Source organism: Pseudalkalibacillus sp. A8, assembly GCF_045920555.1.
Lineage (GTDB): Bacteria > Bacillota > Bacilli > Bacillales > Fictibacillaceae > Pseudalkalibacillus.
Genome location: NZ_CP174509.1, coordinates 5,549,693 through 5,561,435, shown reverse-complemented (window position 1 = coordinate 5,561,435; position 11,743 = coordinate 5,549,693). Strand labels below are relative to the sequence as shown.

Genomic DNA, 11,743 nt, shown 5'->3' with positions numbered 1-11,743 from the left:
AAAAGGATGAACAAAACAGTAAAAATATTATTTATTGTTTTTAACATTGCTTATTTTACTTTTGATTGGATTCTAATACCGTATTTACCCAATCCAATTCTATTTGGTTGGTTGCCATTGCAAATGTTTTTACTATTTGCAGCTCCGATCATAGCCGCAATATTGTGGGGATTGTATTTTAATGCGTTCTTTAACACACAACAACATGTTAAATATGACCAATGAGCCGAAGGAGGTAAATTATGAATGCCAACTTAATGATTATTATTGGAATATTAATCTATGCTGGAATCCTTGTTTTTCATGGGTTTAAATCATTTAAAACGACAGGTAAATCCTCAGAAGCATTTTTTACGGCAGATCGTGGTGTTAATCCTCTTGTATTGCTAGCTACAACAGCCATTTCTGTCTTTTCGGCTTTAGCTTTTTACGGTGTTCCAGCTGCCCTTTATCGAGATGGAATAGGGTTCTTATCCAATACAGGAGGTATGATCGCAGGTTTACTTTTTGTAGTGATCGGCTACCGGTTATGGATATTAGGAAAAGAATATGGGTTTTTAACTCCTGTAGACTACCTTCGGTCGAGATATGATTCTGAAGGATATGGGATTTTAGTAGCTTCGATTTTAATTTTGTTTATTGTGCCATACGTGGCGATGCAACTTATTGCCATTGGAGATGCGACGGTTGTAACAACTGAAGGTATGGTACCTTATCTTGTTGCTGTAGGGCTTGCAACGATTGTTGTATCCTTGCATATCATTGGGGGCGGGATGAAGTCTGTAGCATGGATGGATACGTTTCATTTTATATTAGGTGCCGGAACGCTAATCGTATTGGTGGTGTATCTTACAATCACCTACTTCCCAAATGGAGGACTTTCACAAGCTGTAGATACGATGTTAAAAGACCGAGAATTGGCACCCATTTTATCACATCCAGGTCCAAATGGGACTTTCAACTGGCAAGGTACGTTATCCAATGTACTAACTGGAGCGGTTGCAACAGTTGTTTGGCCACATATTTTCATGCGGACCTATATTGCTGCCAGTAAAGATACATTCAGAACAATGGCATGGGCTCTTCCCATCGCCTATGTGTTTGTATTTTTCTTAATTGCAATTATCGGGGCGATTTTAGCTCCTGCCATCATTGGGCCTGATTTCGCTAATACCGATAGTATTATTTCAGTACTATCCACGCAATATGCAACCCCAATCATTTCCTTTTTATCGTTGTTATGCTTATTTGCCTTCGGGGTATCAACAGCCGATTCGTTACTTTTATCAGCAAGTGCTATAGGATCGAGGGACGTATTTGTTCGCCATGCCTATGAACTGAAAGGAAAAACAGTAGATTCTAGAAAAGTAGTCTATTTTGGACGTGTATTGCTTGTCATCTTAATGCTTTTAACATTAATGGTCGTGGCATTAAAACCTACGTATATTGTTGATTATGCCTATAAACTTTCATCTCCATTTTTCGCGCAGATACTTCCAGCTACCATTGGAGGGCTTTTCTGGAAAAAAGGAACAAAAGAAGGGGCCTTTACAGGTACTATTTTAGGATTAGTCGTGACCACCATCTTTACATTCTTTATTTCACCGCCTTTCGGATTTTCCGCTTTAGTTTGGGCTTTACTATTTAATGCTGGTGGATATATAGCTGTGAGTTTATTTACAAAAGCTCCGGAACAAATTATTAATAAATACATTGTACGAGTTGAATCAATCATTAATTCAGGCACAGAAGTTAATGGTTTAGTGGATGATTCATTAACCGCTTTAAATAATAGGGAGGCTAGATAGGTAATGGATAAACATTTATTGTTAAATGTTTACGGTGTCAGTATCAGTCATCCTAAAGATTGGCAAATTTTTATTAATCCGAATAATAAATTTACCTTTGATGAAGGATTGGTAAAAATTGATAAGGTTACAGAAGGGTCGAAAAAGAAAGAAACCTCCTTATCTATCAGATGGGCAAAAATGAAGCAACCTATTGAGTTAGAAGAGTATGTGGAAGAATTAAAAAATCAATTCAAAAAAAAGGAAAGAAAAAGCCGGAATAGGGAACGATTTAAAATTATCAAGAAAATAAAGTGTACCATTGGTGAAAGAGACGCCTATTTACTGCAAAAGGAATTTATAGCGAACCATAGCATTTATCGTGTGTTTGGCAAGGATGAAAGAGTCAAAGTTTTACAGATGCTTTTTTATTCAGAGAAGACACAGAGAATGTTGATCGCTTCTCTATTAACAACGCCAGAAGAATTTAAAAAAAATGAGGAACAGTTCAAGGATATCTTATTTACCTTACATGAAAACATGGAGCCTACTCAGACTATTAATCAAATCCAACAATCCAAGATCAGGATCGTAAATTAGATATACTTCCTTTGAGGGGATCATGCCATCGAACAAAATCATGGGTTTAACTCTTTAGTCAAGCGTAAGATTACAGTTAATCTTACGCTTTTTTAATCCCATTAGAGGAAAGTGAAAAAAAGAAACACTGGATCACATTTTGTAGATTTTTTATACACCCTATCCATTTCCCATTTTCTAACATGAACATAAAAACAAACAAAAATACACGTTAGGTGGGAAATAATGATTAATCAAAAAAGTTGGCACGATCCTTGCATTAGATAAACGTAAACAAACCACTTTGGTTATATAAAAAAGGAGGCATGTTAAATAATACTAAAGTCCATCGTAGAGGCATCATCCTTTGTTTTTTCACGGACAGTCATTACATATAAAATTCTTACATGACAAGCGCACATAAGATTCTCCCGGGATCATACCATTAAATCTCATCTATTTTGCGTAAATTACATCATCCAATGTGATGTATTGGAAACAATTTTTTTGAATGCGGTTTCATTTGGTTTTGTTTCATTATTTATTGACTTTAAGGAGGAAAGTAAACATGAACCAATTTGGATCTTTTAAAAACCCCACCCAAATCACCTATGGAAGCGGCGTTATACAACAACTTAGATCAATCATCGAGGATCAAGATTTCAAAAATATACTTATCATTACCGACCAAGGTATTAGGAAAACAGGTTTGATTGAGCGAGTAATAAGTCAAATTGGAAACCTGAATTACGCCATCTTTGACGAAACACAACCAAATCCTACGGTAACAAATTGTGAAGACGCCTTACGCACGCTGAAACAAATCCATGCTGATGTTGTCGTTGCGATGGGGGGTGGGAGTTCAATAGATGTAGCAAAAGCAGTGTGTGCCTTAGCTACAAATGAGGGTTCGATTATTGACTACGAAGGTATTGACAAGTGTCCTAACGATCCTTTACCTCTTATTGCAATTCCGACAACAGCTGGAACAGCAAGTGAAGTTACCACGTTTACCGTAATAACAGATGAAGAACGCCAATACAAGTTAACCGTTGGTGGTATAAAACTTGCTCCAAAATGGGCATTAGTCGACCCGGAAGTGACGAAAACATTGCCACCGCATATTACCGCTTCAACGGGACTAGATGCACTTGTACACGCGGTGGAATCATATACCTCAAAAATGGCTAACCCGATTTCGAAAGCGCTTGCGCGTGAATCGATTCGAAAAATCAGTTCGAACTTACGACAAGCCGTGTACAGCGGAGACAATATGGTTGCAAGAGATCACATGATAATGGGTAGCCTCCTGGCAGGGCTTGCTTTCAATAATACGAGATTAGGTAATTGTCATGCCCTGAGTCACCCTGTTAGTGCGATTTACGGGGTCCCACATGGTGTTGCCAACTCCATTTTAATCCCGCACGTAATGAAATTTAATTCTTATGCCGTTCCCGAACTATTCAGTGATATTGCAGAAGATATGGGTGAAAACCTAGATGGCTTATCTTTGATGGAACGAGCAGAAACAGCAGTGAATGCGGTTAAAAGATTATCAGAAGATATCGGTATCCCTACGACACTATCCGACTTCAATGTGGATGAATCCCGGTTGGATCAAATGACGAGGGATGCCCTCTTGAGCGGGAACATCGCCGTAAATCCACGTACGACAACTTATGAGGATGTAATCGAGCTTTATAAAAAATCAATTGGTGGTGTTAAAGTTGAAGCGATTTGACCTTACGGGTAAGACAGCCGTTGTTACTGGTGGCGGACGTGGGATTGGGAAATCAATTGCATTAGCCTTAGCAGAAGCAGGAGCGAATGTAGCGGTAACGAGCAGAACGGAAGCTGAATTGAAACAAGTGGTTCATGACATCGAAGCCCTGTCCAGAAAGGCTTATTATGCAGCGGTCGATGTACGGGATAAAGAGAATATAGTCTCCTTTATAGATGAAGTCGCTCTGAAAGAAGGAAAGATTGATATTTTAGTAAATGGTGCTGGGACGAATAAAAGACTTCCATTTTTAGAAGTGACCGAAGAAGATTGGGACTTTGTGATGGATATCAACCTAAAAAGCATCCTATTCACCACGCAGGCTGTCATTCCACATATGAGAAAGCAGAAATACGGAAAAATCATTAACATTGCTTCCTTAACGAGTATGATAGGTTTTAAGAATATGTCGGTTTATGGTGCCAGTAAAGGTGGTGTTAGCCAAATCACGAAAGCATTGGCAGTCGAGTTCGCAGATGATGGCATTCTTGTAAATGCCATTGGCCCAGGTTACTTCAAAACCGAAATGACAAAGGAAGTCTTTGAAGATGCTCAACGTGTCGAGTGGATGAAATCCCGTATTCCGCTGAAACGAACCGGACATGTGGAAGAACTTCAGGGGACAGCGTTATTTTTAGCAACGGAGGCATCGGATTATTTAACCGGTCAAACGATTTATGTTGATGGCGGTTGGCTTATTTCTTAAACCAAAAAGGGGGGGATTGAATGAAAAAGATTACCAGTTTCATAATCGTGGCATGTCTATTGATCATAACGGCATGCAGCTCTGAGGGTGCAAGTGGAGATACAGAAACATTGAAAATTGGGGCGCTGTTCCCATTATCCGGAAATTTGGCTCTTTTAGGTGAAGAGAGTTACCGTGGCGTGGAATTAGCTGTCGAACAAGCTAATAAAAATGGTGGTGTGGCTGGAGGAAAGAAAGTCGAGCTTGTAAAAGGGGATGCTGTAGATGCTGATGCGGCACAGGCGGAAGCCAATCGATTGATCAACCAAAAAGGCATCGAGACCATTGTTGGCTCATATTCCAGCTCGATCTCTTTTGCAGCCAGTGAAGTCGCAGAACGGAGCGGTGTCTTATATTGGGAGTTTGGGGCGGTAGCAGACAACATTACCGATCGAAAATACAACTATATTTTACGTACCAATCCACCAGCGTCCTATCTATCACAGGTGCACATCCAATTCATTAAGGACGTTGTTACCGATCAACTTGGTAAAGAATTGGGCGATGTGAAAGTAGCCATCGCTCATGAAGATTCGTCCTACGGGACAACGATTGCGAAAGTCGTCCATCAATTGGCGGAAAAGGAAGACATCAACATTGTATCCACCCAGCCTTATAGTGCTGGGACCAATGATTTGAGTTCTGTCATTTTAAACCTTAAAAATGCAGAGCCTGATGTGTTGATTGGTGTTTCATACTTAAACGATGCGATTTTATTAGAAAGACAAAGTAAAGAATTAGGGCTAAATGTGCCTGTATTTATCGGATCTGGTGGGGGACATGACATGTTAGACTTCATTAATGCTACAGGTGAGGATGCAAATGGAATCTTTAACGTGGCATTCCCTCAATATAATATGAACGATGAATTCACACCTGGGTTGAACGAGTTCGTTGAACTCTATAAAGAAAAGTATGGTGAAGAACCGCGTTCAGGACACTCTTTGGTTGATTACATGGGAATGAAGGTTTTATTGGATGTACTTGATGAGGTGGGAGAAACAGATCCGGACAAATTAAAAGAAGCCGCTCTGAAATATACAGCTGAAAATGGTACGACAGCTACGGGTTGGGGTGTCGAATTCGATCCGGAAACCGGACAGAACCTGAAAAGCAGACCATATGTCCAACAATGGGTGGACGGGGAACTGGTTGCAGTTTGGCCTGAGGAGGCATCCGTTACAGACCCGGTATTCGATCTTGAAAACCAATAAGGAGGGCTTCACTTAAAAATGAAAAAAATAGCGAGTTTCTGCATGATTTTATTTCTATTCGTTTTAACCGCTTGTAGTTCGACTCCGGGTGGAGGTTCCGATTCCGAGACATTGCAAATCGGCGCGCTTTATCCTTTATCCGGAAACTTGGCGCTTTTAGGTGAGGAAAGTTACCGCGGAGTAGAACTGGCAGTCGAGCAGGCCAACAAAAACGGTGGTGTAGCCGGGGGGAAGAAAATTGAACTTGTGAAGGGGGATGCGGTTGATGCGGATGCTGCACAGGCGGAAGCAAACCGTTTAATCAATCAGGAAGGGATTCAGGCTATCGTAGGTTCTTATTCAAGCTCGATCTCGTTTGCAGCAAGTGAAGTAGCGGAACGAAGCGGTGCTCTGTACTGGGAGCTCGGGGCGGTATCCGACTCAATCACGGATCGAAAATATGAATATATTTTACGGACAAATCCGCCTGCATCTTATTTCTCAAAGACCCATGTGAATTTTATTAAAGACGTGGTTACAAAGAAGCTTGGTAAAGACTTAACTGACATTAAGGTAGCCATCGCCCACGAGGACTCGGCTTACGGGACAACCATTGCAGATGAAGCCGTGAAACTATCAAAGAAGGAAGGCATCAATGTCGTTACAACACAGCCATACAGTGCTGGAACCAATGATTTGAGTTCAGTCATTTTGAACATCGAGAAAGAAGCGCCGGATGTATTGATTGCCGTGTCGTATATGAATGATGCGATCCTGTTGGCTCGACAAAGTGAGGAATTAGGACTGGATGTTCCGGTTTTTATCGGTTCAGGTGGTGGTCACACAATGACGGACTTTGCAGAGTCAGTAGGGGAAAAAGCGAATGGGTTGTTCAATGTTGATTTCCCACAATATAACATCAACCGTGAGTACACACCTGGAATGGGAGATTTCTTGAAACTCTATAAAGAAAAATATGGACAAGAACCTAGGTCCGGGCACTCATTAACTAATTACATGGGTATGAAAGTCGTCCTCGATGTCTTAGATGAAGTCGGTGAAATCGATCCGGACAAATTGAAAGAAGCCGCCCTGAAATATACAGTTGAACCTGGTTCCACTGCTACAGGTTGGGGCGTGGAATTTGACCAGGAAAATGGTCAAAACCTTAAAAGTGAACCTTATGTCCATCAATGGATTGATGGGGAACTGATTACGGTATGGCCTGAAAAAATAGCAGTAGAAGAACCACAAGTAAATAAAAAATAGATTAAGATTTTAGAAGTAATTAGGGGGAGGTCTCCCCCTAATTAATATAAACGCTATGGGGTGTATTTGATGACAATACTGCAAACGCTTATTTCTGGCATATTGTTAGGTGGTATTTATTCCCTTATCAGTATGGGGCTTAATTTAATTCTTGGTGTTGTGCGAATTATTAACTTCGCTCATGGTGAATTACTGATGATATCCATGTATATTAGCTTTCTTTTTTATACAACTTGGGGTATGGATCCATATGTATCGGCTATTTTGGTAATCATCTGTTTGTTTTTATTAGGTGTCATTACCCAAAGAATTATGATCCAGCCCATCTTGGATACACCGGCGTCAACAAAAATATTTGCTACACTTGGGCTTTCTATTGCCCTACAGAATTTAGCGCTAATGACTGTAAGCGCAGATCACTTTAGTGTACGAACGAGTTATCAATCTGCTGTCATTCATATTGGTGAGTTAGTTGTCAGTGTTCCAAGATTGATAGCATTTGTTACAGCAATTACTGTAGCGGTTCTCTTGTATTTATTTTTACAAAAAACAATGACTGGTAAAGCGGTACGTGCAGTTGCAATGCAGAGGCAGGCAGCGTACTTGATGGGGGTAAACGTTAAGCGGATTTATCTATTGGCATTTGGAATCGGTTCAGCCCTTGTAGGCCTTGCTGGAGCGATGCTTATGCCGATATACAGTGTTTATCCAACGGTAGGAACCTCCTTTGTACTCATTGCCTTTGTTGTTGTGGTATTAGGAGGAATGGGAAGTATGTTTGGCGCCTTTTTCGGAGGATTAATTATTGGGCTGGTCGAGGCTCTTTCAGGCGTTCTATTTTCACCCGGACTAAAAGAAGCAGTCTATTTTGCTATTTTTATTCTAGTCCTTTTATTCCGTCCTTCTGGCATTTTCAGCCTTGGAAAAGGAGCAGGGGAGGTCGGTTTAAAATGATGCGATTCCTATCAAACCAAAAATACTTACTCCTATTTGGCCTACTCTCATTTTTCGTACCATACGCTTTTAGCAATCGATTTTACCTGAATATTTTCATCCTTGTTCTTTTGTATGCCACCATATCAACTGCGTGGAACATTCTTGGTGGTTATGGGGGGCAGTTATCATTAGGTCACGCAATTTTCTTTGGACTAGGGGCCTATACTTCTACTCTTTTATATTTAAATTTTGACATCTCACCTTGGTTAGGTATCTTTATTGCTGCTGTGATTTCCATCGGAGGCGGTGTATTGCTTGGGTGGCCTACGTTCCGATTAAAAGGGCCGTATTTTACGCTTGCTACCATTGCTTTTGCCGAAGTCATCCGGCATGTCACGCTATACTGGCGAGATTTAACACATGGAGCATCAGGTGTTAACATCCGATTCGATCCTAACTTTGCAAATTTTATATTTCGAGAGTATAGCGTTTACTACTATGCGGTACTGGTATTATTCTTCATCAGTTTAGCCATTGTTTATTGGGTTGATAAAACACGGATTGGCTATTATTTGAAAGCGATCCGTGAAGATGAAGATAGTGCAGAAACACTTGGTATTCATGTTACAAAGTATAAGATGCTAGCCATGATCTTAAGTGCTGGATTAACCGGTATAGCAGGCGTTTTCTATGCACAATACATGCTCTTTTTTGAACCCGATTCCGTATTTAATTTAAACTTTTCCATCGAGATCGCACTTATAGCGATTATCGGGGGAATGGGTACGGTTTACGGTCCGCTTCTTGGTGCTTGTATCATCATTCCTTTAAATGAGATTTTACGATCTTCTTTTCCTGCCTTAAATGGCATGAACTACTTGATTTACGGCATTTTACTTATACTCATCGTGTCCTTTATGCCGAATGGAATCTTACCAATTCTGAAAAGGATCCCTGAAAAACTAAAAGCCCTAAAAACACGGGGAAAAAAGGAGGGAAGAAAAGTTGACTATTCAAGTTAAAAATGTATCGAAACATTTCGGTGGTTTAAAGGCGGTAAACGGAATCGACTTTGATGTTAAGACCAATGAAATTGTCGGGATCATTGGACCGAACGGGGCTGGGAAAACCACACTTTTCAACCTCATTTCTGGGGCTTTGCCAGTCACGACTGGATCGATCCTTTTCAATGGTGAGGACATCACCACTCAAAAGCCCTATGTCATATGCAAGAAAGGGATCGGCAGAACTTATCAGGTCGTCAAACCCTTCGGGAATATCTCAGTATTAGAAAATGTAATGGTCGGGGCTTTTAATAAAACGTCTAACACCAAAGAAGCCAAACAATACAGTTTGGAAATTTTAAAGAAAGTCGGTCTGGATCAGAAGAAAGATCAAATCGGGAACAGTCTAACGATCGCAGACAAAAAAAGACTAGAAGTCGCAAAGGCCCTTGCCACACAACCACAACTTCTTTTGCTAGATGAAGTCATGGCGGGACTGAACCCAAGGGAAGTAAAAGAAATCCTTCCGATTATCAGAAGTTTAAGGAATAATGGCATGACCATTCTTATCATTGAACACATCATGGAAGTCGTGATGAATCTATGTGACCGAATTGTCGTTGTGCATCATGGTGAAAAAATCGCTGAAGGGACACCAAAAGAGATCGCCAACAATAAAGAGGTCATATCAGCCTATCTCGGGGAGGAATTGAGCCTTGCTTAGACTTGAAAATATCAACTTGTTTTATGGTGAAATCCAGGCACTATGGGACCTTTCCTTTACTATTGAGGAAGGCCAGATCGCCGCCTTATTAGGGGCGAATGCTGCTGGGAAATCGAGTACGATCAATACCATATCCGGATTAGAAAAGCCTTCGAGCGGGAGGATCACTTTTTTAGGGAAGGAAATCCATAAGATGGATCCACATGAAATTGTTGAAAAAGGCATTATTCAAGTACCTGAAGGAAGAAAGTTATTCAATTACATGTCCATTCAAGAAAATTTGGAATTAGGCGCCTATTCAAAACGTGCTAAAAAACATTATAAGGAGAATCTAAAACTGGTCTACGACCTATTTCCGATTTTACAAGAACGAAAAAAGCAATTGGCAGGAGATATGAGTGGCGGCCAGCAACAAATGTGCGCCATTGCCAGAGGATTGATGTCTAATCCCAAATTGTTAATTATCGATGAACTTTCTCTCGGTCTCGCGCCGATACTGGTCAAGAAGTTATTGAAGGCATTGCTTGATATCAAAAATACAGGAATTACGATTCTCCTCGTGGAGCAAAATGTCCAGCATTCGTTACAAATCTCCAATAAAGCTTTCGTATTGGAAAATGGACGCCTTGCATTAAGTGGTCCAGCTTCAGAACTTGTTAATGATCCGCATCTCAAGAAAGCGTATTTAGGAATGTAGGTGGTTTGATGTTAGCGGCTGTCAAAACCAAACAAAAAAGGGAAGTTGTGCTCCAAGAGACAGAAAGACCACGATTAAAAGAGGGGGACGTTCTTATTCAAGTGGATTGTTGCGGTGTTTGTGGGAGTGACCTACATGCATACAATCATTCGAAAGGATATGAGTTCGTTCCAAAGCCGATCATCTTAGGCCATGAAATCGCTGGAACGGTCATAGACGTCCATGATCCATCAAATGAGAAATTGATAGGTCAGAAGGTCATCGTTGAATCGATGCACTACTGTGGTGAATGTGACAATTGCCGGATGGGCCGAACATCCATCTGTTTACATAATCAGGTCATCGGCCTTCATTTTAACGGCGGGATGGCGGAATATGTAAAAACGAATGTACAATTCATCCAGAAAATTCCTGATGGTTTATCTCCCACCACTGCTGCTCTCTGTGAGCCGATGGCCATTGCTGTTCACGCCGTCGAAAGAGCGGGAAAGATCAACGACAAACAAGTGGTTCTCGTTCAGGGGCCTGGGATTATCGGTCTTTTCGTCAGCATCATTTGTGTACTGAAAGGTGCCAAGGTCATTTTATCTGGATTAGAACGCGATTTTGAAAGCCGTTTATCAAAATGTCCCTTGTTCGGTGTTGAGCCGCATGTCGTCGAACACGGCCCAGTACCTGATAAAGTGGACCTATTGTTTGAATGTTCGGGTGCCAATTCAGCCGTTCAGCTGGGCTTCAACAGGTTGAAAAAGGGAGGAAAAGCGATCATTGTCGCGTTATACGAAGAAGAGACCTCCCTGTTTCTCACGCAATTGGTCCGAAATGAATGGTCCTTGATAACGAGTTATGGGTGTGATCCATCCGATTATCAACTTGCATTTGAGTTATTGAAATCTCACGAAGAGTCCTTACAGTATGTTGTTGACTATTATTCTCTATCCAATGCTGTCCAAGCTTTTACGGACAGTTTTAACCAGACCGTTTTGAAATCCGTGCTCACGATGGAAACAAAGGAGGGATAGAACAAAA

General features: G+C 40.8%; 12 protein-coding genes. All 12 read left to right on the top strand.

Translation table 11 applies throughout. The features are described from left to right. The first annotated feature begins 6 nt into the window (after nt 1-6). The 12 genes from ACJROX_RS27850 (at nt 7) to ACJROX_RS27795 (ending at nt 11,736) form a co-directional block, all read left to right on the top strand. Nucleotides 7-225, top strand: coding sequence for a hypothetical protein (locus ACJROX_RS27850; RefSeq protein ID WP_408008425.1), 219 nt, complete (start codon nt 7-9; stop codon nt 223-225). 17 nt (nt 226-242) lie between these two features. After that, entirely contained in the window at nt 243-1,808 is a 1,566-nt protein-coding gene (locus ACJROX_RS27845) for a sodium:solute symporter family protein (protein WP_408008424.1), read from the top strand. A gap of 3 nt (nt 1,809-1,811) precedes the next feature. After that, nucleotides 1,812-2,387, top strand: coding sequence for a hypothetical protein (locus ACJROX_RS27840; protein ID WP_408008423.1), 576 nt, complete (start codon nt 1,812-1,814; stop codon nt 2,385-2,387). A gap of 547 nt (nt 2,388-2,934) precedes the next feature. Then, on the top strand, nt 2,935-4,107 hold the full coding sequence (locus ACJROX_RS27835) for an iron-containing alcohol dehydrogenase (RefSeq protein ID WP_408008422.1): 1,173 nt from the start codon (nt 2,935-2,937) through the stop codon (nt 4,105-4,107). After that, nucleotides 4,094-4,852, top strand: coding sequence for an SDR family NAD(P)-dependent oxidoreductase (locus tag ACJROX_RS27830; protein ID WP_408008421.1), 759 nt, complete (start codon nt 4,094-4,096; stop codon nt 4,850-4,852). The genes ACJROX_RS27835 and ACJROX_RS27830 overlap by 14 nt, the downstream gene beginning before the upstream one ends. Before the next feature lie 20 nt (nt 4,853-4,872). After that, nucleotides 4,873-6,105 (top strand): ABC transporter substrate-binding protein, encoded by a 1,233-nt coding sequence (locus ACJROX_RS27825; RefSeq protein ID WP_408008420.1) that lies wholly within the window; start codon nt 4,873-4,875, stop codon nt 6,103-6,105. 18 nt (nt 6,106-6,123) lie between these two features. Further along, nucleotides 6,124-7,353, top strand: a complete 1,230-nt coding sequence (locus ACJROX_RS27820; RefSeq protein ID WP_408008419.1) for an ABC transporter substrate-binding protein — start codon at nt 6,124-6,126, stop codon at nt 7,351-7,353. A gap of 69 nt (nt 7,354-7,422) precedes the next feature. After that, entirely contained in the window at nt 7,423-8,307 is an 885-nt protein-coding gene (locus ACJROX_RS27815; protein WP_408008418.1) for a branched-chain amino acid ABC transporter permease, read from the top strand. Further along, nucleotides 8,304-9,311 (top strand): branched-chain amino acid ABC transporter permease, encoded by a 1,008-nt coding sequence (locus tag ACJROX_RS27810; RefSeq protein ID WP_408008417.1) that lies wholly within the window; start codon nt 8,304-8,306, stop codon nt 9,309-9,311. Before ACJROX_RS27815 ends, ACJROX_RS27810 begins: the two co-directional genes overlap by 4 nt. Further along, nucleotides 9,295-10,017 carry an ABC transporter ATP-binding protein gene (locus tag ACJROX_RS27805; protein ID WP_408008416.1) on the top strand — a complete coding sequence of 241 codons (723 nt, stop codon included), beginning with the start codon at nt 9,295-9,297 and terminating at the stop codon, nt 10,015-10,017. Before ACJROX_RS27810 ends, ACJROX_RS27805 begins: the two co-directional genes overlap by 17 nt. Continuing rightward, the gene (locus ACJROX_RS27800; RefSeq protein ID WP_408008415.1) at nt 10,010-10,714 is read left to right on the top strand and encodes an ABC transporter ATP-binding protein; all 705 of its coding nucleotides are present in this window, start codon (nt 10,010-10,012) and stop codon (nt 10,712-10,714) included. The genes ACJROX_RS27805 and ACJROX_RS27800 overlap by 8 nt, the downstream gene beginning before the upstream one ends. Nucleotides 10,715-10,722: 8 nt before the next feature. Next, entirely contained in the window at nt 10,723-11,736 is a 1,014-nt protein-coding gene (locus ACJROX_RS27795) for a zinc-binding dehydrogenase (RefSeq protein WP_408008414.1), read from the top strand. The last annotated feature ends 7 nt before the right edge of the window (nt 11,737-11,743 follow it).

Coding starts and splice junctions, on each gene's coding strand:
- ACJROX_RS27850 (WP_408008425.1), top strand. CDS start 7: ATGAACAAAACAGTAAAAATATTATTTATTGTTTTTAACATTGCTTAT.
- ACJROX_RS27845 (WP_408008424.1), top strand. CDS start 243: ATGAATGCCAACTTAATGATTATTATTGGAATATTAATCTATGCTGGA.
- ACJROX_RS27840 (WP_408008423.1), top strand. CDS start 1,812: ATGGATAAACATTTATTGTTAAATGTTTACGGTGTCAGTATCAGTCAT.
- ACJROX_RS27835 (WP_408008422.1), top strand. CDS start 2,935: ATGAACCAATTTGGATCTTTTAAAAACCCCACCCAAATCACCTATGGA.
- ACJROX_RS27825 (WP_408008420.1), top strand. CDS start 4,873: ATGAAAAAGATTACCAGTTTCATAATCGTGGCATGTCTATTGATCATA.
- ACJROX_RS27820 (WP_408008419.1), top strand. CDS start 6,124: ATGAAAAAAATAGCGAGTTTCTGCATGATTTTATTTCTATTCGTTTTA.
- ACJROX_RS27815 (WP_408008418.1), top strand. CDS start 7,423: ATGACAATACTGCAAACGCTTATTTCTGGCATATTGTTAGGTGGTATT.
- ACJROX_RS27810 (WP_408008417.1), top strand. CDS start 8,304: ATGATGCGATTCCTATCAAACCAAAAATACTTACTCCTATTTGGCCTA.
- ACJROX_RS27795 (WP_408008414.1), top strand. CDS start 10,723: ATGTTAGCGGCTGTCAAAACCAAACAAAAAAGGGAAGTTGTGCTCCAA.